Consider the following 20,406-nt stretch of genomic DNA (forward strand, 5'->3'; position numbering starts at 1 on the left):
GCTGGGCGGGTTGGGCCAGATTCTTCTGCCGCTGGGCCGCTGTGCCGCCCTCGGGGGGCCGGGTGGGGGCGCTGGGTTTCATCGGAAAATCCTTGTGGGGGTGGGAGTTCGGGTCATTCGAGGTCGGTCGGCGCGCCGGTGCCCATATACCTCGCGAGGTTGTGGTGCAGGTTGACGATCGTGCGCTCGCGGTACGGATTGGGTTTCGGACCGGAGAAGCGGCGGGATTTCATGCCCTGCTGAACGGCGGCCATATTGTCGAAATCCTGTGGCAGCACGGTCCGCCAGCCCGGATCGCCGACCGGGGTGTAGATCCACTCGGTCTCCGGTTCCGCACCGGGCGGGAACAATTCGAAGACCGCGGCCTCGAAGATGCACTTGTCGGGGTCGTAGCCGTAGGGCCGGAATCGGTAGCACAGCATGTTGTTCAGTGCGTGCCCGATCTGGAAATTGGGGAAGATCTGCCAGGCGGTACCGCTTTTCGCGACGATCTCGGGATCCACGGTCGGCCACACCACGCCGCGTTCGGCATCTTCTTTGCGGCAGGTGTCGAGCCAATAGCGCATCACCTGGTCGGGCGGAGTATCGGCGGGGAGTTCGTCGGCGAGGCGATTCGCGACCTCCACCATCGTCTCGGTGGTATTTGTGTTGGCGTTCTCCCAGGTGAAATTCTGCAGCTGCGCGGTCGAGATCCGGGCGTCGGGACCGGCGCCGATCCGCAGCTTGCCCTGGTTCTCCTCCATCCCCTTCGGGGCGTCGTAGCCGATATTGCTGTGCCGGCCCTGGGCGCGGCCCCAGCCGAGGAAATTGCCGAAATTCATGAATTCCGGATGGGTGTAGGGGACGTGGTAGGTCTCCATGAACGCCTCGAAGGCGACCTTCCAATTGCAGTCGAAGGTCAGCCACCGCCGCCAGCGGTACCGCATGTTCTCCAGGTGGAACGGATCCAGCAGGGAGGCAGCGGGTTCCAGATAGTCGCGCAGCGATTCGCAGTCGGGATCGAGATTGATCCAGACCCAGCCGCCCCAGGTGTCGACGCGCACCGGCGCCAAACCGTCGTTGCGTTCGGTCAGTCCGCAGGTCCAGTCACCGCGTTCGGGCACGAAGGTGTTGCGGCCCTCGAGGTCGTAGCGCCAGCCGTGGAATCCGCAGACGAACTGTTTGCGCTGCCCGTGTGCGTCATGGGCTCCGGGCGGGGTGTCGACCAGGCGGCGGCCGCGGTGCGCGCACACATTGTGATAGGCGCGCAACGTATCCGGCGCTGTGCGCACGACGATGATCGAGTCGTCGAGGATGTCGTAGGTGAGGAAATCGCCGACGCGGGGCAGCTCCTCGACGCGGCACACCTGTTGCCACACCTTCGCCCACAGCTTGTCGCCCTCGGCGCGGGCGTACTCGGGACCGATGTAGGCCTCGACGCCGATCGTCATGGGTGTCGACAGCGGTGGCGCCGCGGTCGTCTCGGTGATGCTGTCGGCAGTTTCGGTCATGACTTCTCCTGACGGCGTCTCAGCGTGTGATGGCGGCACGGAACCCGTCGTCCTCGAGGAACAACGAGGTGTTGTCCGCGCCCAGATGGGTCCATTTCAAGTTCAGCCCGCCGTCGACCAGCACGGTCTGCCCGGTGATGTAGCTGGAGAGTTCGGACAGCAGGAACAGGATCGGCCCGGCCTGTTCGTCCGGCCGGGCGCGGCGGCCCATGGCGATGGCTCGGCGATCGCGCTCGGGATCGGCGCCCACGTAGGTGCCCGAGGCCGGGGTCGCGGTGACGCCCGGGGCGACCGCGTTGACGCGAATTCCGTCGAGTGCCAGTTCGGCGGCCAGGGTCCGGGTCGCGGCCACAAGTGCGGCCTTCGCGGTGCCGTAGGCGATGTGGAAGGGGGCGGCGTTCATCCCGCTGATCGACGACAGCGACACGATGGATCCCGGCAGCCCCCGCGATCTCAGTTCGGCGGCGACCGCCTGGCTGAAGAAGAACATCGTCTCCAGATTCCATTCGAGCAGCGCCCGCCAGTCCTCGCGGGTGACCCGGGTGGCCGGCATCCAGGTCGCGGGTGCTGCGCCACCGGCGATATTGACCAGGCCGTACAGGTCGCCCTCGGCCGCGCGCGCGTGATCGAGCACCGTCGCGATGCCCTCGTCGGTGGCGGCGTCGGCGGCCACCGGCACGATCGGAAGTCCCTGTGCCGCAAGCGGTGCGATATCGGCGTCGAGTTTGTCGCGGGAGCGGCCCACCGCGATCACCCGGGCCCCCGCCTCGGCGATGCGGCGGGTGACCGCCGTGCCGATGCCGCCTCCGCTGGCGCCGGAGACGATGACGACCCGGCCGTCGAGTCCGAAGAAGTCGTTGACCGTCATCGTTCTCACCGGCCGTCGCGCCGGATCGCCAGGACGCTGCCCTCGGCATCGCCGGAGAGGTAGAGCGTGCCGTCGGGCCCGGCGGCGATGCCGCTGAACGGTCCCTGCGGTCCGGAGAACGGCAGCAGGCCCTTCAACGGTTTGGGTGTCACCCCGGGCGGGGCGCCCACCGGCAGATTCCGCGCGATCACCTGGCGCGCTTCGGTTGTCGGATCCAGGCCGATCAATTCCTTGGCCTCGACGTCCACGATGTACACGACACCGGCGTGAACCACCAGCCCGTGCGGCCGGCCGAGCCCGTCGGCCACCGTATCCACCGTTGAACCGTCGATCGCCGCCACCCGGCCCGCGCCTGCCTCGGCGACCAGGCAGATGCCGGACGCGGTGAATGCCACGCCCATCGGATCGTGCAGTCCGCTCGCCAGCAGTTCGGCGCGCCCATCGCGTACCGCGTGCACGGTGCCGGTGCCCCGGTCGGCGACCGCGACGGTGCCGTCGGGTGCGACCGCCACACCGTAGAGCTGGTCGAGCCCGTCGACGAGCACCTCGCTCTCGTTGGCGGCCGGGCGATAGCGCGAGACCGACCCGTTGCCGGTGACGATGAGCTCACCGCCGCTCGTCGCGGTGAGTCCGCGGATATAGCCGGGATAGCCGGGGCTGAAAAGCATTCCGGCGGTATACAATTCGCCGCCCGGCGGGACGGCGAGCAGGAAGGTGCCGTCCGCGATGTAGAGGGTGCCGTCCGGGCCGACGGTCAGGTCCAGCGGCCAGGTCAGTCCGTCGGCGAGGGCGGTGCGGGTGGCGCCGCCGGCGAGGATTTCGGTGATCTTGCCGGTGAAACTGGAGACGAACAGCCGCTCGCCGACGAAGGTCAGATTGTCCAGGCCCGGCCCGACGGTCGCGAGGACGGTTCGCTCGCCGTTGCGCGGATCGATCCGGAGTACCTCACCGGTGGCGACCTGGGTGGAGACGATGCAGCCGGTGGCGTCGAATTTGACCGCGTCCGGTCCGCCCAGGTCGGCCGCGACCCGCTCGGGTTCGCCGCCGTCGGGATCGATGCGCCAGATCTCGTTGCTGCCCAGCAGCGGATAGTAGAGCTTGCCGTCGGGCCCGGCCTCGAGGGCGTTCGGCATCGGCAGCCCGTCCAGCAGCACCCGCGGCGCGCCGCCGGCCGGGTCCACTTCCATCAGCCGCCCGCCCGGGCGGCATTCGTCGACGAACAGCCGGCCCCGGTGAAAGGTGATGCCGTTGGCGCCGGGGAGATCGTCACGCAGCACCCGGGTTTCGCCCTTGCCGTCGCGAATGCTGACGCGGCCGTCGTAGTACTCGGTGATGTAGAGCTCACCGTCGGGTGCGAAGGCGATGTCGTCGGGCGCGACGATATCGCTGCCCATCGCGCTGATCGTCTCCAGATCGCCGGAATTCGGGTCCAGGGCGCTGATCTGGCTGCCCGCCACCTGCGCGACGTAGATCCGCCCGTCGGCGCCGGTGCGAATGCCGTTGGCGCCGAACAACCTGCTCGGTGCGGTGATGCGGTCGAGGGTCCACCCGTCGGCGACGCTCGCCGCGGTCGAGGTGAGGTAGCGCGCCGGTGTAGTCACCGCGAAGCCTCCGTAGTGCTCTGGGAAGTTCTGGGACGAGGAATCACTCGATTCGGTGTCGGCACCCGGTCTCGCCGCGAGACGATAGTGATGTATGACACCTTCTCGTTTGTGGAGAGCATAGTTCTCCACTTCCGATCATTCAAGTGTTGTTATCATTGACAGGATTGACGTAGCATGCGCGAGCTACCGACCGTCACCTGCGGTGATGCGGCTCAGGGGAGTACGGGACCGCCGTGGGTGCGGTGTATTTCGCGGTCGGCCCGTTGCCGGCGGCGATGGTTCCCGATGTCGGGTGCAGTCTCAGCCTGGTTTCGGCGGCGCTGCTCGTGCGCGGACTGCTCGCGCGGCCGGGATGGCCCCCTTGACAGGCCGGCAGGTCTCACGCTTCGGCGTGCGGACGACCGTGCGGGGCGGTGGCGTGACCAACTCGGGTGCGGGGCTACACACCGGCCGGCGCCCGGCCGTCACGGCTGCGGCCGGCGCCGACCAGGGAGTGATCAGACCGGATGACCGGATTCGGTTGGGCGCGGGGCGTTTTCGGGTTCGCGCGGCCCCTGGTCCAGCCGGAACGGCGGGTACTCGTCGCGCATCAGCGACACGTAGGCCCGGACTCGCAGCGTCCAGCGGTTCATGCCGAGTACGAAGGCGAACAGGCCGTTCGGATAGCGGCCGGTGAACAGCAGCGCGATCGCCGCGATCAGCACGAGGATGCCGAGCAGCGGAATCCAGATGACGGCGGTCCCCTCGTCGTCACTGCCCCAGTACCGTGAGCTGCCGACGAACGCCCAGACGATCAGATACTGGGGGATCGCCAGCAACCACCATTTGATCAGGACCAGACCCCGGTGCAGCCGCTCGGGATAGTCGACCTCGAGGTCGGCCGGATAGTTCTCGTCCGGCCGCAGACTGAACGGCGGGTACCGGTCGGTGCCGAGCGCCGAGAGCGCGTAGAACCGCACGCGCCACGACCAGCGCAGGACACCGACGGTGAAATCGAACAGTCCGCGGGGATAGCGGCCGGTGATCAGGATGGCGAAGAACGCGATGACCGTTACCACCGCATAGGCGATACTCAGGAAGAACAGCACGATGTAGTGCGGGATCGCCAGAATCCACTTGACGATCCATTGCCAGCGCGACAGCGCGGGATCCAGATCGCCGCGCACGCGGACCGGGTAGGGAGATGCCTCGGGTTGCATGTCACGCTCCTCTCGGCGGTCGCGGCCCAGCCGAGCCGCGTCGGATATGCACGATTGTTTCGCATTCACGCTGAGCGCAGGGGCAATTCGGGCCGGTGCGGCGTCACCGGGCCGGGACACGCGGCCGTGCCGGGGAATACCCGGCGGCGAGGGTGAGGTTCGGCCTCGTATGAAGATCGGAGTCAACACCTTCCTGACCGATGAGGGCATCGGTCCCCGGGTTCTCGGGCCGGCGCTCGAGGAGCGCGGATTCGAATCGCTGTTCCTCGCCGAACATTCCCACATTCCGGCGAGCCGGGAGACGCCGTACCCGGGCGGCGGGGAGCTCCCGCGCGTCTACTACCGCACCTTCGATCCGTTCGTGGCGCTCGCCGCGGTGGCGGTCGTGACCGAACGCCTGGTGCTCGGCACCGGGGTGACCCTGCTGATCCAGCGCGATCCGATCCACACCGCCAAGGAGGTGGCCACCCTCGATCATCTCTCCGGTGGGCGGGTGGTCTTCGGCGTCGGCGTCGGCTGGAACCGCGAGGAGATGGCAGACCACGGCACCGACCCGCGCACGCGCGGAGCCCTGCTCGACGAGCAGCTGGCCGCGATCCGGGCGATCTGGACCCAGGATCTGGCTGAATACCACGGCCGCTTCGTCGATTTCGATCCGATCTTCGCCTGGCCGAAGCCGGTGCAGCGTCCGCATCCGCCGATCTTCGTCGGTGGCGGGGAGGTCGCGGCGCGGCGTGCGGTGCGCCTCGGTATCGGCTGGGTGCCCAACGGCGTATCCGACCCGGCGCAGGTGCCGGACCAACTGGCCGCCGTCGGCGACAGCGGCATCCCGATCGCGATCACGCCGGTCGCGCCCGATCCCGCATTGCTGGATGCCTATGCCGAGGCCGGTGTGCAGCGGGTGACCCTGGCACTGCCGACCCTGCCGGAATCGGAATCGCTGCGCGCCCTCGACGAATTCGCGGCGGTCGCGCAGCGCTACCGCGACTGAGTTCGCGATGTGTTGTGCCGCAGCGTCTTTCGCTGGCGTTTACAGCCGGGCGCGGGGCCCCGCGGCGATCGCCTGGCGTGCCATGTCCGAGGACGCGTTCACCACACCGGAGTCGTAGCGCTCCAGCACGACGGACTGGGTCGCGCGCAGGTGGGCGCGGGCCAGGCGTTCGGCCTCGGCGTCGTCGCCGTCGGCGATCGCGGTGACCAGGCGGGCGTGCACCCGGGCGGCGTCGTGGGCCTGCGGTTTCGACGGGTACTCACCGCGCCGGGTGAGCGTCTCGGCCCAGGCCTGCTCCTGCGCCGACCACAGGGTGACCAGGCTCGACACCACGCAGCGCACGGTCGCGTTCGGGGTGAAAGCGACCACCAGATCGTGGAATTCGCGGGCGGTGCGGGTGAAGGCGACACCGTCGCCGACCACTTCTTCGCAGGCGTGGATATTGGCCTCGAGCGCCGGGACCACCACTTCCGCGCGATCGGGGCGGCGAGCGCATTCGGCGGCGCACAGCGGTTCGAGCATCTGCAAGGCGGCGGCCAGATCGCCGAGGGTGACCCGCGCTCCCTGCAGCGCCAGACCCAGGTGATAGGCGGCGGAGGATTCGTCGGGCCGGTGGACCTCCGCGCCGCCGACATTGCCGCGCCGCACGGTGACCAGTCCCTCGGTCTCGAGGATGCGCAGCGATTCCCGGATCGAGGGATAGCTGACGCCGAATTCCTTCACCAGCTGGTCCTGGGTGGGCAGGCGATAGTCGTCGTCGCCGGACAGGATGCGGGTGCGCAGCTCGGAGGCGACCGTTTCGGCGATGCGGCGCTGCGGAATCCGCCCGCGACGCGCGGTGGTCACGCGGGCTGCCTTTGGTCCATGCACGGATTCTAACCAGCTGGTGCTGACCATTCAAATATTGCTATCCTTATGAGGATTGACGTACCGTCGGGTGATGGACTTCACGATGGGGGAGGCCGCCGACGCGCTGCGAGATGAATTGCGGCGCTTGGTGTCCCAGCACGTCCCCGCCGATTTCCTGGGCGCATTCACCGACGACCCGGCAGATCTCGCGGTCGCGCAGCATTTCTGCGGAGTTCTGGCCGAGCGCGGGCTCCTGTGCGCGGCGTGGCCCCGAGAATTCGGCGGGCGCGGCGGATCGGTGTGGGAGCAGACGGTGGTCCGCGAGGAGATGTGGGCCCATCACGAGCCGCGCGGCGCCCAGTACATGGGGGTCAACTGGGTGGGGCCGGCGCTGATGCGACACGGCACCCCGCAACAGCAGCGCACCCACCTGCCGCCCATAGCGCGCGGCGAGGTGATCTGGTGTCAGGGATTCAGCGAACCCGAGGCGGGGTCGGATCTGGCCTCGCTGCGCACCACCGCCCGCCGCGACGGCGACGGCTGGCTGATCAGCGGCCAGAAGATCTGGACCTCCTACGCCACCATGGCGCAGTGGTGTTTCCTGTTGGCGCGCACGGCCACCGGTGAACGCAAACAGCAGGGGCTGACCATCTTCCTGGTGCCGATGACCGCGCCGGGGGTCCAGGTCCGGCCGATCCGGGCCATGATGGGGCCGCATCATCTGAACGAGGTGTTCTTCGACGAGTTGCGGGTCACCGAGTCCGATGTGCTCGGCACGGTCGGCGACGGCTGGAAGGTCGTGCAGGAGGTGCTGGCCTTCGAACGCGTCGGCATCGCCCGCTATGCCCGGTGCGAGCGACTGCTGCGTGCGGCGCCCGAGGTGCTGGGCGATCGCTGGGCGGAGGTGCCGGCCGAATTGCGCGGGCGCTGGGCGCGCATGCTGGTGCACTGCCGCCGCGCGCGGTTGCTGGCCTACCGGGTGGTCGCCATGCAGCACGAGGACCGGGTGGCGCCCGGTGACGCCGCCGCCTATCGGATCGCGGTCACGCGGCTCGATCAGGACAGTGCCGAAGTCCTCACCGAATTGGCCGATCAGCTCGACACCGCACCGGATGCGCGGCGAGAGAGCTGGTTTCGCCGTGCCGTCGCCGATCATTGGCGGTATTCGCAGGCCGCGACCATCGCCTCGGGAAGTATCGAAATGCAGCGGCTGTTGTTGTCGCGGGCACTGCTGGGGGCGTCGTGAACATCGATCTGAGCCGGGAGGCCGCCGACTACGGCCGGGAGGCGAGCCGGGCCTTCGAGGCCGCGGGCGGGGATCGGCTGATCCAGGACGCCGAGGCCCATCCGTCTCGTCGCGGGGAGATCGTCGCGTCCGTGCTGGCCGGACTCGGTGCGTGGGAGCTGGATCCGCGTCGCGACCGCGACGATCTGGAGGCCGCCGGGGCGCTGTGCCGCAGTGCCGGCTACTGGGCGCTGCCGTATCCGCTGGCCGAACGGCTGGCACGGCCGCTCGACGCGGACGCCGACGGTCTGGTGGTGATCACCGAATCGCATCCTCGCGGCGCGGTCGCCGAGCTGGACCTGCGGTGGTCGGCAGTCACGGTGGAGGGCAAGCTCTTCCAGGCGCGGGCGCTGCCCGACGGTGCGTCGCCACGCACCTCCGCCTTCGTGACGCCCTTGGCGCTGACCTCGGTCGGGGCGGCCGGCAGCGCGGATGCGGCCCTCGCGCTGACACTGAGCTGCTGGACGCTGCTGGGCATGCTGGACCGCGCCCTCGATCTCACCCGTTCCCACGTCCTGATGCGCACCCAGTTCGGACAGCCGCTCGCGAAATTCCAGGGCGTGCAGTTTCAGCTCACCGACGCCGAGGTCGAACGCAGCGGGGTGGACGTCCTCGCGAAATACGCCTTGTGGAGCGTCCAGTGCGGCGGGGAGGATGCTCTCGGCGACGCGCTCGCGGCGCGGGTGGCCGCGCTCGATGCCGCGGAAACCGTGTTCCGGGTCGCCCACCAGCTGCACGGGGCCGTCGGCTTCTGCGACGAATCGCCGCTGTCGTGGTTGTCGCGCTACAGCCTGCCGTTGCGCCGGCTGCCGTGGGCGAGTTCCGGTACCCGCGATCGACTGACCCGCCATCTCGGCACGCGGGGGCTGCCCGGGCCGTTCGACGGCGAGGAGGCAGTCGATGCGACATGGCAGTGAGTGCAACAGTGCGTCGAATGCGAAAGTGCGGTAAGTGCCTGTGACGGACGATATTCCGAACCGCGATATCGCGAACTACGACCTGCCCGACGTGCTGACCGTGACGGGCAGCGGGCCGGTGCGAACGGTGACCATCAACCGGCCCGGCGAATTGAACGCCGTGAACGAACCGCTGCACTGGGCACTGGCCAATGTGTGGCGACAGCTGGCGGCCGACACCGCGGCGAAGGTCGTCGTCGTCACCGGCGCCGGGCGGGCCTTCAGCGCGGGCGGCGATCTGGACTGGATCACCTCCTTCCTCGACGATCCGGTGGCGCGGGAGGAAAGCCTGCGCGAAGGTGCGCAGATCATCGAGGAGATGTTGCGGTTCCCGCTGCCGGTGATCGCCGCGGTCAACGGTCCAGCCATGGGACTGGGCGCGAGCGTGGCCGTCCTGTCGGATGTGGTGTTGATGGCGCGCACCGCGTATCTGGCCGATCCGCATGTGAGCGTGGGGCTGGTCGCCGGTGACGGGGGCGCGGCCTTCTGGCCGCTGCTCACCCCGCTGCTGCGCTCGCGCGTCTACCTCTACACCGGCGATCGCATCGACGCCCCGACCGCCGTCGACCTGGGGCTGGCCACCTCGGTCTCCGAACCGGAGAACCTGCTCGACGACGCGTCGCGGCTGGCACAGCGGCTCGCCGCGCAACCGGCGCCGGCGCTGCGAGCCACCAAGCGCGTGGCGAATATGTATCTGTCGCAAGCGCTCTCCGGTGCGATGCAGGCAGGATTCGCCGCCGAATCGGTCACCATGTGCTCACCCGAACATCGTGAACGGCTGCTGGCGCTGCGGCGCGCGGCGGCCCGGAGGTAACCGATGGATGCACCGGCCGAATTCCGGGAGCAGGTGCGGCACTGGTGTGCGGCGAATATCCCGCCCGACTGGCGGGCGCGCCAGACCGGCGCCACCGACGCGGAATTCGTCGAATTTCAGCAGGAGTGGTTCCAGCGCCTGCGCGCCGCGGGCTTCGCGGTGCCGCACTGGCCGAGCGAGTGGGGCGGCGGCATGCCGGTCGCACAGCAGGCGGTGCTGTACTCCGAACTCGCCGCGCACGACGCGCCGCGGCTGGTACTGGCGTTCGTCTCGATCCATCATGCGGCCGCGACGCTGCTGGCCGCCGGCACCGCCGCGCAACGCGAGCGGCACCTGCCGGCGATTCTGGACGGGGAGATTTGGTGTCAGGGCTTCTCCGAACCGGACGCCGGATCGGATATGGCGGCCTTGCGCACCTCCGCCCGCCGCCGCGGCGACAGCTACGTGGTCAACGGCCGCAAGCTCTGGGCCAGCGGCGCGGCATTCGCGGACTGGTGCCTGCTGCTGGCCCGCACCGACCCGAAAGCTGCGCAGCGGCAGGGTATTTCGTACTTCCTGCTCGATATGCGCTCGCCCGGGGTGGACGTGCGGCCGATCCGGCAGGCCACCGGGGAGTGGCATTTCTGCGAGATCGTCCTCGACGACGTCGAGATTCCGGCGGCGAATCTCATCGGTCCCGAGCATGGGGGCTGGCAGGTGGCGCAGCGAACCCTGGGCGCCGAACGCGGGTTGACGATGCTCGAGCTGGCGGAACGGCTGGCGCACGGCGGTTTCCGGCGACTGGTCCAACTGTGCGCGCGACCGCGCCCCGGCGGCGGGTGTGCGCTGGACGATCCAGCGGTCGCCGACCGGGTGGCGCAGCTGGAAACCGAACTGACCGGCCTGCGGGGAATGTGCGCGGATCTGGTCGCGGCCGAGCGGCCCGGCCCGGCCGACGCCTCGATCGTGAAGCTGTACTACAGCGAACTGCTGCAGCGGATGACGGACTTCGGAACGGAGGTGGCCGGCGTGAGCGCCCATACGGTGCTGCGCAAACCGCGATCCAGCGGGTGGGAGTCGGGGGCCTGGATGCTCGATTTCCTCGGCTCGTGGGAGTGGACCATTCCCGGCGGCACCAGCGAGATCCAGCGCACCATCATCGGGGAACGCGGACTCGGCCTGCCCCGGGAACCGGTGGTGCCGCGATGACCGGGCAGCTGTCGGAGCCGGTGACCGGCTTCGCGGAATTGCACGACGACCTGCGCGCGGTGGCACGGCGCGTACTCGGCGCGACCGCACCGGGCGAGCCACAGGACTGGACGCCGATCGCGGCCTCGGGGTGGCCGGGGCTCGAGGTGGCCGCCGAATTCGACGGTGCCGCCGCGACATTCGCCGAAGTGGCGGTGGTGCTGCGGGAAATGGGCCGCGCCCTCACCCGCAGCCCCTTCGCCTCGATGGCGGTGCTGGCGCTGCCCGCGCTCGCCGCGGCGGCGCCGGGCGCCGCACGCAACCGGCTGTTGCGCGCGGCGGCCGACGGCGCGGCCGTGCCGATCGTGGTCGCGGGCGGGGATGCCGCGCCGCCGTGGGGCGGGTCCGGCGGGTTCGTGCCGTTTCGTATCGAGCGCCGCGACGATGGAATATCTCTCCGTGGTACAACGGAATTCGTTGCCGACGTCGCATCGGCGACCACCTTGTTGATTCCGGCGGCGGAACCGGACGGATCGACGGTTCTGGTGGCGGTATCACCCGGCGCACCCGGTATCGCGGTCGCCGAGCAGCCGATTCTCGACGGGACCCGCACCATCGGTGCGGTGCGCGCCGAGGACGCCCGCATCGAGGCGGATTCAATGTGGCGCTGGGCCGATGTCGACCCGCTCCGAGCGCTGTTCGAGCGGGCCGCGCTGGCCACCGCCATCGACAGTGTCGGACTCGCCGAGGCGGCGCTGGACGCGACCGTCACCCATGTGCGTACCCGCGAACAATTCGGCCGACCCGTCGGCTCGTTCCAGGCGGTGAAACACGCGTGCGCCGATATGCTCGTCGCCCTGCGCGTCGCCGGCCGGCTCGTCGACGACGCCGTGGCCGCACACGTCCTCGGCGCGGCGGATGCGTGGATCCCGATCGCCCGAGCCAAATCCCACGCCTGTGCCGCCGCCGTCGACATCGCCGGAAAGGCCATGCAACTGCACGGCGGAATGGGCTACACCTGGGAGAGCGGCATCCACCGCTACCTGGAACGCGCCACCCTCAACCGCGCGCTGTTCGGATCTCCGGCCGACCATCGGGCGCATCTCGCCCGCCGCTACCGGGATCCGGGCTTCACACCCTGAGGAGTGACTGCGGGTCAGCGGGCGGTCCACCCACCGTCGACGACGATGGTCTGGCCCGTCACGTAGCCCGCGGCGTCACCGGCCAGCCAGGCGACCGCGCCCACCACGTCCTCCGGTGTGCCGTGGCGGGGCAGGGGAGTGTTGCGGCGGAGGTATTCGCGGGGACGCTCGTTGTCGTAGAGCGGGGCGGTGATCTCGCTGCGGAAGAAGCCCGGCGCGACCGTGTTCACCCGGATGGAGTGGCGGGCCCACTGGACCGCCAATTCGGCTGTCAGACCGGACAATCCGGCCTTGCTGGCGGCGTAGGACGCCTGCGGGATGCCGGGGATGCCCACCCGGCCGCTGATCGAGGAGATGTTGACGATACTGCCGCGGCCGACCGCGCCCATATGCTCGAACACCGCCTGCGACAGCAGCAGCGGTGCGGCCAGATTCAGCTCCAGGGTGGACCGGATGGCGGGCAGCGGTTCGGCTTCCGCGCGTTCCTCGGTGAACATGGTGCCCGCCGCGTTGACCAGTATTTCCGGTGGACCGAGCCCGGCGGCCGTGGCCTCGGCGATGGCGCCGACCCGGTCCAGCTCCGACAGGTCGGCGGTGACGGCGAGGCCGTCGATCTCCTCGGCCAGTTCCCGCAGCCGATCACGCCGGCGCGCCACGACCGCTACCCGCGCGCCGAGTCCAGCGAGGGTGCGGGCCACGGCTGCCCCCAGGCCCGACGACGCGCCGGTCACGATCGCGACCCGGCCCTTCAGGTCGAAGACGTCCGCCCCGCCGGAGCTGTGCTGTCCGGTCACCGCGTATTTCCTTTCGCCGCAGCAGGTTTCATGAGGTGCGCCGGACGGTCATGACGGTTCCCCGAGCCCTGCGGTCACCAGCGCCGCGAGTTCGGTGCGCTGGATCTTGCCCATCGCATTGACCGGCAGCGCCGGCACCCGGACCCAGCACTCGGGCACCTTGTAGCTCGCGAGTTCGCGCCGGCACCAGGCCGTGAGCGCATCGAAATCCAGTGCCGGGCCGGAACTTTCGACGACAGCAGCGACGCGCTGGCCGAGCCGTTCGTCGGGTATCCCGCAGACCGCGGCCGCGGCCACTCCCGGATGTCCGGTGATGACGCGTTCCACCTCGAGCGGATAGACGTTCGCGCCGCCCCGGATGATCACCAGCTTCTTGCGGTCGATCACCCGCAGCCAGCCCCGCTCGTCCACGGTTCCGATATCGCCGGTCGGCAGCGGCGGCGGTTCGCCCGGACGTACCCGGCCGTCGGACCAATAGCCGAGCATCGGAGTCCATCGGCCCGCCCACGGCCCGGCCGCTGCGGGGGCCAGCCGCAGTTCACCCGATTCACCGGCGGGCAGGCGTCGGCCCTCGTCGTCGTAGGCGGCGACGTCGAATTGCGGTGTCACCCGGCCGCTCGTACCCGGCCGCCACGCCGATCCGGGCGGGTCGATCGACACCACGGTCGGCGCCTCGGTGAGCCCGTAGGTGACCCGCGGAACCAGACCGTGCGCCTCGGCGAAGGCGTCGCGCACGGCGTCGGAGGTGTCGCTGCCGCCGCTCCACACCTCACGCAGCGAGCTCAGATCGGCGCTGCGCCGGGCCAGGTCGTAGAGCTGGGCGGGCGCTCCGTTCCACACCGTAACCCGATGCGCGGCAATCCATTCCGCCACGCCCTCGGCGTCGCGGCGATTCATGATCACCGCGGTCCCGCCCGCCTGCGCGGTGGTGAGAGTGGACAGGATCATCATGTTGAGAATGGTCAACGCGAAACTGTCACCGCGGCGCAGATCCGGCCCCCAGCTGCGGGTGGCCACCGTGACCGCACCCGGCAGCAGCATCCCGCGCTGGGAATGCACGACCGCCTTGGGAACGCCGGAGGTGCCGCTGGTGAACGCGATGCCGGCCGGCGCGTCGGGATCGGTCTCGACCCGCGGCGCCGGATCCGTTGTGCGGAGCAGCCCGGCCCACCGGTCGGGATCGACCGCCCGCGCGACCCGCGCGTCGAATCGCGGCCCCGCCAGGACGACCGACGGCTCCACCAGATCGCACAGCAGTTGCTGTTCGGATGCCGCGGACGCCTCGCCGATTCCCGCCCATACCGCGCCGATCCGCTGCGCGCCGTGAAACGCCGCCACGATGGGCAGGTCGTTGGGCAGACACGCCGCGACCCGATCGCCCGGGCGCACCCCCAGATGCCACAGCGCACCGGCCGCCCGCGCCGCCGCGGCGTCGAGTTCGGCATACGTCCACGCGCCCGATGCCGCTTCGATCGCGGTGGCGTCGGGGCGGGTAGCCAGCACCGGATCGAGGATCGTGGCCACCGATGCGGGAATCCGCACGCCGTTGTTGTCACTGCCCACCGAACATTGATATCACTATCCTTGTAAAGATTCATCAGATAGCCTGAAGATGTTGCCCCAGAGGCCCGTTCGCGACTCCGCGGCCGGTGGGCTTCGATTCCGCGTGCCCGGATGCCGTCGTCGCACCCGTCCGGAGCCGGTCGTCGTGCGGGGAGTGTCGAACGAGGAGGCACCGATCATGCAGCCGTCGAACACCGCCGCCGGTCCGCTGGCGGGAGTGCGGGTCATCGACCTGACCGCCATGGTCATGGGCCCGTACTGCACTCAGATCATGGCCGATATGGGCGCGGAGGTGATCAAGGTCGAACCGCCCGCCGGGGACAACACCCGCTACATCTCCGCCGGTCCGGAACCCGGCATGGGCGGGGTGTTCGTCAACGTCAACCGCGGTAAGCGCAGCGTGGTGCTGGATCTGCGTACCGAGTCCGGCAAGGCGGCGCTGCGCGACCTGATCCGCGGTGGCGATGTCTTCATCCATTCGATGCGCGGGCGGGCGATCACGGCGCTGGGCTTCGACTATCCCGCGGTGGCGGCACTGAACCCGGCGATCGTCTACACCAACTGCTACGGCTACGGCCGCCGCGGCCCGGACGCGCATCGCACCGCCTACGACGACACCATCCAGGCCGAATGCGGACTGCCCTACGTGCAACAGCGCCTGACCGGCAACACCGCGTACGTCGGCACCATCATGGCCGACAAGGTGGCCGGCCTGACCGCCCTGTACGCGACGGTCATGGCGCTGTTCCACCGGGAACGCACCGGCGAGGGCCAAGAGGTCGAGGTCGCCATGTTCGAGACGATGGCGGCGTTCATGCTCGTGGAGCACGCCGCGGGCGCGCTGTTCGAACCGGCGCTCGCGCCGCCGGGATATCCCCGCGCGCTGACGCCCGACCGCAAGCCCTACCGCACCGCCGACGGATACCTCGCGGCGCTGGTCTACAACGACAAACAGTGGAACGCGTTCGTCGACGCGGTGCGCCCGCCCTGGGCCACATCCGAATTCGCCACCCTGGCGCAGCGCGCGGCGCGGATCGACGAGGTCTACGCCCTGCTGGCCGACACGTTCCGGGAACGCACGACACAGCAGTGGCTGGAGCTGCTCGGTGCGCTCGACATCCCCGCCGCGCCGGTGAATTCGCTGGAGGCGCTGTTCCGCAATCCGCATCTCGAGGCGGTCGGCTTCTTCGAAACCGTCGACACGCCGAACGGTCCGGTGCGGTTCCCCGGGCCGCCCGCGTGGTTCTCCCGCACTCCGGGTCGCGTGGCCGGGCCGGCGCCGCGGCTGGGTGCGCACACCGCCGAACTCGTCGGCGATCGGGACAGCGGTTTCGCGCGCGCCGGTGAAAGCGGGGGCGCCGCATGACGGTCGTGCGCGATCCCGCGGCTCTGGATCTGAGCGAATTCCTCCGGCCCGGCGATCATCTCGTGATCGGGCAGGCCTGCGGCGAACCGCCGACGCTGGTCGAAGCGCTGTTGCGGCAGGCCGCGGGCATCGGCGGGCTGACCGCCTTCATCGCCACCAGCTTCTCCGGATCGTTCACCCCGGCCGCCACCGCGGGCCTGCGAATGTGCAGTATGGGCGCGATCGGCGCGCTGCGCGGCCTCACCGCCGCGCATGCGCTGGAGGTGATCGCCTGCCATGTGGGGCAGATCGGGCCGATGCTCGAATCCGGTGCGCTGCGCTGCGATTGCGCCTTCGTTCAGGTCGCGCCCGCCGACCGGCACGGCGACCACAGCCTCGGGTTGGTGAGCGACCATGTCGCCGCGGCGGTGCGCGCCGCGCGGGTGGTGGTCGCCGAGATCAACGAACAGGTGCCGTGGACCTACGGCGAATCGATTCCCGGCAGCGCGATCGACTACGCCGTCGAGGTCTCGCGACCACCGGTCACCGTCGCCCCGCCGCGAATCGGGCCCGTCGACGAGGCGATCGCCCGCCATGCGGCCGCCTACATCGGCGACGGCGCCGTGGTGCAGACCGGCATCGGCGCGGTGCCCGACGCGCTGTTCCGGATGCTGAGCGACCGGGTGGATCTCGGCGTCCATTCCGGGATGGTCGGCGACGGCATGGTGGATCTGGTCGAGGCGGGCGCGATCACCAACGCGCGCAAGCCCATCGACACCGGCGTCTCGGTGACGGGTGCGCTCATCGGCACCCGCCGGCTCTACGATTTCGCCGATCGCAACCCGTCGATCCGCATGTGCCCGGCCACCTACACCCACGATGCCGCGGTGCTGGCCCGGCTCGACGATCTGGTGTCGATCAATTCCGCGGTGGAGGTCGACCTCACCGGACAGGTCAACGCCGAACAGCACGGAACCGCATATCTCGGCGGCACCGGCGGACAGGTCGATTTCGTGCGCGGCGCGGCCCGCGCCCGCGGTGGGCACGCCATCATCGCGCTGCCCGCCACCGCGCAGGGCGGCACCGTGAGCCGGATCAGCGCCACTCTGTCGGGTCCGGTCACCACCGCACGCAGCGAAACCGACATCGTCGTCACCGAATTCGGCGCGGCCGAGCTCGCGGGGCGCACGCTCGCCGAGCGGGCGCGCCGGTTGTCCGCGATCGCCCATCCCGATTTCCGCGAAGACCTGGAACGGGCCGCGGCCGAGATCACGAAGCGAGGATTCTGAATGACCGGCACACCCGCGACCGATGCGACCGGCGGCGAGGCGGTGCTGTTCGACGCCCGCGCCGACGGCATCGCCGTCATCACGCTGAACCGCCCCGCCACCCGCAACTGCCTGGACGCCGACATCCGTGCGGGGCTGTTCGCCGCCTGGGACCGTTTCGAACACGACGCGGCGCTGCGGATCGCGATCCTCACCGGCGCGGGGGACAAGGCCTTCTGCGCCGGAGGGGATCTGAAGGAGATGGTCGCCACCGGTATGCAGGCGCCGCCGCGTGACATGTACCCGCTGCCGTACGACACCGTCGAGTTGTCGAAACCGACCATCGCCGCAGTGAACGGCGCCGCGTTCGCCGGCGGATGGATGATCGCGCAGGCCTGCGATCTGTGCGTCGCGGCGACGACCGCGCGTTTCGCGGTCACCGAGGTGAAGGTCGGCCGCAGTTCCCCGTGGGCGGCGCCGCTGATCCATATGATCCCGCAGCGCGTCATGATGGAACTGCTCTTGACCGGCGCCCCCATCGACGCGCGGCGAGCCTACGAGATCGGCCTGGTCAATCGCCTCGCCGAACCCGAACGACTACTGGACACCGCGATCGATCTGGCTCGCGAAATCCTCAGCGGCGCACCGCTTTCGGTCCGCGCCGCCCGCGAGACGGTTATGCTCGCCACCGAGATGGGCCGTTCGGCGGCCCTGCAGGCGGCCCGGGCGGCCAGTGAACGCTGCTATCACAGCGAGGACGCGCAGGAGGGGCCGGCGGCCTTCGCCGCGCGCCGGGCGCCGGTGTGGAAGGGGCGTTGACCGATGCCGGGCGGGTCGTGTCATGCGCCTGCCGCGTCGGATGTGACCTGAGGCAAAAGTCGGCACAAATGAGACCCTTGTCACACAGAACAAACCGACCTACTGTGTGTTCAGTAGGTTGCTTCGACCAAAGGAGTTCGGTGTCCGGTCAGCGACGGCCAGCCAACGTTCGGGCCTACGACACGCTGCTCGCCAAGGGGGAGGAGCGCAAGCTGCGCATCCTCGCCGTGGCGCAGCGGATGCTCGCCCGCAACGGGTGGCGGTCGACCACGCTCGCGCAGATCGCCCGGGAGGCCGGAGTCACCCCGGCCGGGCTGCTGCACCACTTCGAATCGAAGGATCAACTGCTGCACGCGGTCCTGGAGGCCCGCGACACCGACGACGAACTGCATGCGGATCTGGAAGGCGAACTGCCCGAGCAGATCGCCGGTGTCGCCGATCGCTTCCGCCGCGCACCCGATCTGATCGGCATGTACGCCGTGCTGCTGATCGAAAATCTGGAACCCGATGCGCCGCTGCACGATCGCCTGCTCGATCGCTACCGTGCGGCGACCGATCAGGTTGCCGACAGTATCCGGCGCGGACAGCGCTGCGGGCGCTACAGCGCCGATGTGGACCCTGCCGTCAAGGCTGTGGAGATAGTCGCTTTTCTCAATGGAATGGAAACGTCATGGCTGCTCGATCCCTCGATTCCACTGACCAAGGTGTTCCAGGAGTACGCTCGGTCGCTCGAACGCGAGCTGACGCGCAGCGACGTCCATTGAGGTACCGGCTGGGTGTGGTGGCGCCGACGGTGACCGAGGTGGTGCGCTGCGCCGGCGGCTGGCTGTTCGATCGCGGGATGGCGGGCTGGGAGGTCACCGTCATCGTCGGCGATCCCACCCACGCTCGCGCGCTCGAGATTCTCGGCGCCGTGGTACTCGATATGGAGGATTCGCTGTCCTCGCCCGTGCACGGCCCGCACCCGCATGCGGTGGCGCTGGCCGGCGAACTGTTCGAAACCGATCACCGCATTCGCTGCGGCGTCCTCGACACACTCGACCGCGGACTGTCCGAGGTCACGCTGCTCGGCGAGTTCTGTCCCGATGAACTCGACTGCCGGGTCGATACCGTGCAGCACCGATTGAGTGTCGCCGCACGGGCTTTCAAGCGGCAGGCCCTCGCCGCCGCGGGGATACCGGCCACCTCGGTGGCTCCGCTGGAGACCTTCCGCAGCGGAGCGCCGGTGTGGGCGCCGCCGGTGGATCTGGTGCCGGTGGCGGGTTAACCGCCCGCCCTGTCGCCGTCCTCGTCGATGTCGATGACGACCTTTCCGACCGCGTGCCCGTCGGCGACCAGCCGGAGGGCCGCGGTGGAGTCGGACAGCGCGAAGCGGGCGCCGATATGCGGGCGCAGGCCGTCGGCGAGCAGCCGGCCGAGTTCGCGCTCGTTGCGGTCGAATTCGGCCCGATCGATATCCTGGAACTGGAAGCCGAGCACATGAATGCCTTTGACCAGCACCAGGTTCAGCGGAATCCGGGGAACCGTGCCGGCGGCATAGCCGACGGTGACGAAACGCCCGCCGCGGCGCAACGACCGCAGCGCCGGTTCGCTGAGCTCGCCGCCGACCGGATCGATGACCGCATCGGCGCCCCCCGGCAGCGCGGCACGTAACCCGTCGCGCAGATTCCCACCGCGGTGGTCGATCAGATGCGCGGCCCCCAGAGATCTCGCCACCTCGAGTTTGGCGGGGGAGGAGGCCACCGCGGTCACCGACAGCCCGAGCCGGGCACCGAGCGCGACCGCCGCCGACCCGACGCCACCCCCGGCGCCGAGCACGATCAGCTCCGCGCCCGCCGACACCCGTGCCACCGACCGAATGCAGTGGTACGCGGTGCGATACGTGACGCCGAAGGCGGCCGCGTCGGCGAAATCGACGCCCTCCGGAACGTGCGTCAGCTTGCCGGCCGGGACCGCGATCTGTTCGGCGAACGCGCCGTGCAGGCCGGTGCCGCACACGCGATCGCCGATCGCGATCGGCCCGCGGCCGGGACCGAGCGCGACGACCTCGCCGGCGAATTCGCTGCCCGGGACGAACGGCGGGGGCACGCTGATCTGATACTCGTTCGCCACGAGCAGGACATCGGGAAAGTTGACCGCGGCGGCGCGCACCCGCACCCGGGCCTCACCGGTGCCCGGTTCGGGAACCGGCCGCTCCTCGATGCGCACCACCTCCGGTGGCCCGTACTCCGGGCACACCGCCGCCCGCATCC

The 20,406-nt window shown here is 69.8% G+C and carries 19 protein-coding genes; 11 read left to right on the forward strand and 8 right to left on the reverse strand.

Annotated elements, in window-relative coordinates:
- Window positions 1-113: 113 nt before the first annotated feature.
- From A5789_RS31320 to A5789_RS31335, 4 genes are all read right to left on the reverse strand, one after another.
- The gene (locus A5789_RS31320; protein ID WP_064904873.1) at window positions 114-1,490 is read right to left on the reverse strand and encodes an SRPBCC family protein; all 1,377 of its coding nucleotides are present in this window, start codon (window positions 1,488-1,490) and stop codon (window positions 114-116) included.
- A 19-nt stretch (window positions 1,491-1,509) separates the two neighbouring features.
- Window positions 1,510-2,358 carry an SDR family NAD(P)-dependent oxidoreductase gene (locus A5789_RS31325; protein WP_063018446.1) on the reverse strand — a complete coding sequence of 283 codons (849 nt, stop codon included), beginning with the start codon at window positions 2,356-2,358 and terminating at the stop codon, window positions 1,510-1,512.
- 5 nt (window positions 2,359-2,363) lie between these two features.
- Window positions 2,364-3,959, reverse strand: coding sequence for an SMP-30/gluconolactonase/LRE family protein (locus A5789_RS31330; RefSeq protein ID WP_064904920.1), 1,596 nt, complete (start codon window positions 3,957-3,959; stop codon window positions 2,364-2,366).
- Window positions 3,960-4,459: 500 nt separating this feature from the next.
- Window positions 4,460-5,161, reverse strand: a complete 702-nt coding sequence (locus tag A5789_RS31335; protein ID WP_063018444.1) for a DUF4389 domain-containing protein — start codon at window positions 5,159-5,161, stop codon at window positions 4,460-4,462.
- A 169-nt stretch (window positions 5,162-5,330) separates the two neighbouring features.
- On the opposite strand from A5789_RS31335, the gene A5789_RS31340 reads away from it, so the two are divergent.
- Window positions 5,331-6,152 carry an LLM class F420-dependent oxidoreductase gene (locus A5789_RS31340; protein WP_064904872.1) on the forward strand — a complete coding sequence of 274 codons (822 nt, stop codon included), beginning with the start codon at window positions 5,331-5,333 and terminating at the stop codon, window positions 6,150-6,152.
- Between the two features lie 39 nt (window positions 6,153-6,191).
- On the opposite strand, the gene A5789_RS31345 is transcribed toward A5789_RS31340, so the two are convergent.
- Window positions 6,192-6,998: a FadR/GntR family transcriptional regulator gene (locus A5789_RS31345; protein ID WP_063032354.1), complete on the reverse strand. Its 807-nt coding sequence runs from the start codon at window positions 6,996-6,998 to the stop codon at window positions 6,192-6,194.
- A gap of 94 nt (window positions 6,999-7,092) precedes the next feature.
- Here A5789_RS31345 and A5789_RS31350 point away from each other — a divergent pair, with 94 nt between their 5' ends.
- The 5 genes from A5789_RS31350 to A5789_RS31370 are packed head-to-tail and all read left to right on the forward strand — an operon-like array spanning window position 7,093 to window position 12,365.
- On the forward strand, window positions 7,093-8,247 hold the full coding sequence (locus A5789_RS31350; protein ID WP_064904870.1) for an acyl-CoA dehydrogenase family protein: 1,155 nt from the start codon (window positions 7,093-7,095) through the stop codon (window positions 8,245-8,247).
- Window positions 8,244-9,203: an acyl-CoA dehydrogenase family protein gene (locus tag A5789_RS31355; RefSeq protein ID WP_064904868.1), complete on the forward strand. Its 960-nt coding sequence runs from the start codon at window positions 8,244-8,246 to the stop codon at window positions 9,201-9,203. Before A5789_RS31350 ends, A5789_RS31355 begins: the two co-directional genes overlap by 4 nt.
- A gap of 34 nt (window positions 9,204-9,237) precedes the next feature.
- Window positions 9,238-10,056: an enoyl-CoA hydratase/isomerase family protein gene (locus A5789_RS31360; protein ID WP_227463212.1), complete on the forward strand. Its 819-nt coding sequence runs from the start codon at window positions 9,238-9,240 to the stop codon at window positions 10,054-10,056.
- Between the two features lie 3 nt (window positions 10,057-10,059).
- Window positions 10,060-11,244: an acyl-CoA dehydrogenase family protein gene (locus A5789_RS31365; RefSeq protein ID WP_064904866.1), complete on the forward strand. Its 1,185-nt coding sequence runs from the start codon at window positions 10,060-10,062 to the stop codon at window positions 11,242-11,244.
- Complete coding sequence (locus A5789_RS31370; RefSeq protein WP_064904863.1) at window positions 11,241-12,365, forward strand: acyl-CoA dehydrogenase family protein; 1,125 nt, start codon at window positions 11,241-11,243, stop codon at window positions 12,363-12,365. Before A5789_RS31365 ends, A5789_RS31370 begins: the two co-directional genes overlap by 4 nt.
- Window positions 12,366-12,379: 14 nt before the next feature.
- On the opposite strand, the gene A5789_RS31375 is transcribed toward A5789_RS31370, so the two are convergent.
- Together A5789_RS31375 and A5789_RS31380 are read right to left on the reverse strand one after the other, a co-directional pair.
- Window positions 12,380-13,159: an SDR family NAD(P)-dependent oxidoreductase gene (locus A5789_RS31375; RefSeq protein ID WP_064904861.1), complete on the reverse strand. Its 780-nt coding sequence runs from the start codon at window positions 13,157-13,159 to the stop codon at window positions 12,380-12,382.
- Window positions 13,160-13,207: 48 nt separating this feature from the next.
- Window positions 13,208-14,722, reverse strand: coding sequence for a class I adenylate-forming enzyme family protein (locus A5789_RS31380; RefSeq protein WP_064904859.1), 1,515 nt, complete (start codon window positions 14,720-14,722; stop codon window positions 13,208-13,210).
- 178 nt (window positions 14,723-14,900) lie between these two features.
- On the opposite strand from A5789_RS31380, the gene A5789_RS31385 reads away from it, so the two are divergent.
- The 5 genes from A5789_RS31385 to A5789_RS31405 all read left to right on the forward strand — a co-directional run bounded on the left by A5789_RS31385 (window position 14,901) and on the right by A5789_RS31405 (window position 19,421).
- A complete protein-coding gene (locus A5789_RS31385; RefSeq protein ID WP_193615628.1) occupies window positions 14,901-16,088 on the forward strand; it encodes a CaiB/BaiF CoA-transferase family protein in 1,188 nt (395 codons plus the stop codon).
- The gene (locus A5789_RS31390) at window positions 16,085-17,356 is read left to right on the forward strand and encodes an acetyl-CoA hydrolase/transferase family protein (protein WP_064904857.1); all 1,272 of its coding nucleotides are present in this window, start codon (window positions 16,085-16,087) and stop codon (window positions 17,354-17,356) included. Before A5789_RS31385 ends, A5789_RS31390 begins: the two co-directional genes overlap by 4 nt.
- Complete coding sequence (locus A5789_RS31395; RefSeq protein ID WP_064904855.1) at window positions 17,357-18,154, forward strand: enoyl-CoA hydratase/isomerase family protein; 798 nt, start codon at window positions 17,357-17,359, stop codon at window positions 18,152-18,154. It abuts the gene before it with no gap.
- 140 nt (window positions 18,155-18,294) lie between these two features.
- Window positions 18,295-18,918, forward strand: coding sequence for a TetR/AcrR family transcriptional regulator (locus A5789_RS31400; RefSeq protein ID WP_030517513.1), 624 nt, complete (start codon window positions 18,295-18,297; stop codon window positions 18,916-18,918).
- Window positions 18,919-18,932: 14 nt separating this feature from the next.
- Window positions 18,933-19,421, forward strand: a complete 489-nt coding sequence (locus A5789_RS31405) for a hypothetical protein (protein WP_369828835.1) — start codon at window positions 18,933-18,935, stop codon at window positions 19,419-19,421.
- On the opposite strand, the gene A5789_RS31410 is transcribed toward A5789_RS31405, so the two are convergent.
- A complete protein-coding gene (locus tag A5789_RS31410) occupies window positions 19,418-20,404 on the reverse strand; it encodes an NADPH:quinone oxidoreductase family protein (protein WP_064904852.1) in 987 nt (328 codons plus the stop codon). The two genes, A5789_RS31405 and A5789_RS31410, sit on opposite strands and share 4 nt — an antisense overlap.
- Between the last annotated feature and the right edge of the window lie 2 nt (window positions 20,405-20,406).

It is taken from the genome of Nocardia sp. 852002-51101_SCH5132738 (genome assembly GCF_001665695.1).
Classification (GTDB): Bacteria; Actinomycetota; Actinomycetes; order Mycobacteriales; family Mycobacteriaceae; genus Nocardia; species Nocardia nova.